Annotated in this window: 1 protein-coding gene; it reads left to right on the top strand. The window is 71.0% G+C overall.

The genetic code is table 11. The features are described from left to right. Positions 1-412 (top strand): chloride channel protein (locus tag B4M60_RS11425; RefSeq protein WP_291083878.1); only part of this gene is annotated, 412 nt, incomplete at its 5' end. Positions 413-431 lie beyond the last annotated feature (19 nt).

Here is a 431-nt window from a genome sequence, read left to right as displayed (position 1 = left end):
CACCGGCCAGCAGTTGACCTTCCTCGCCGTCGTCCTGATCCTGGTGGTCAGGTTCGTCACGGGCCCGCTGTCGTACGCGGCCAACACCCCCGGCGGCCTGTTCGCCCCGATGCTCGCGCTCGGCGCCCTCAGCGGGGTGGTCTTCTCGCAGGCCCTGGACTGGATCCGGCCCGGGATGGGCACCCAGCTGCTGCCCGCGCTCATGTTGGTGGGGATGGCCACCCTGTTCACCTCGGTCGTGCGGGCCCCGCTGACGGGGGCCGTGCTGGTCATGGAGATGACGGCCACGACCTCCGTCGCCGTCGCCATGTTCGCCGCCGGAGCGACCGCCGTGATCGTGGCCCAGTTGTGTGGGGCTCCCCCGATCTACGACACCCTGCGCGAGCGCATGCTCGGGACGGACGACCGCTGACACGGGACGAGCCTCAGAC

It is taken from the genome of Dietzia sp. UBA5065 (genome assembly GCA_002415925.1).
In the GTDB taxonomy this organism is placed as follows: Bacteria; Actinomycetota; Actinomycetes; order Mycobacteriales; family Mycobacteriaceae; genus Dietzia.
The sequence above is the reverse complement of the archived record's forward strand: the minus strand, read 5'-3'. Positions and strand labels throughout refer to the sequence as shown.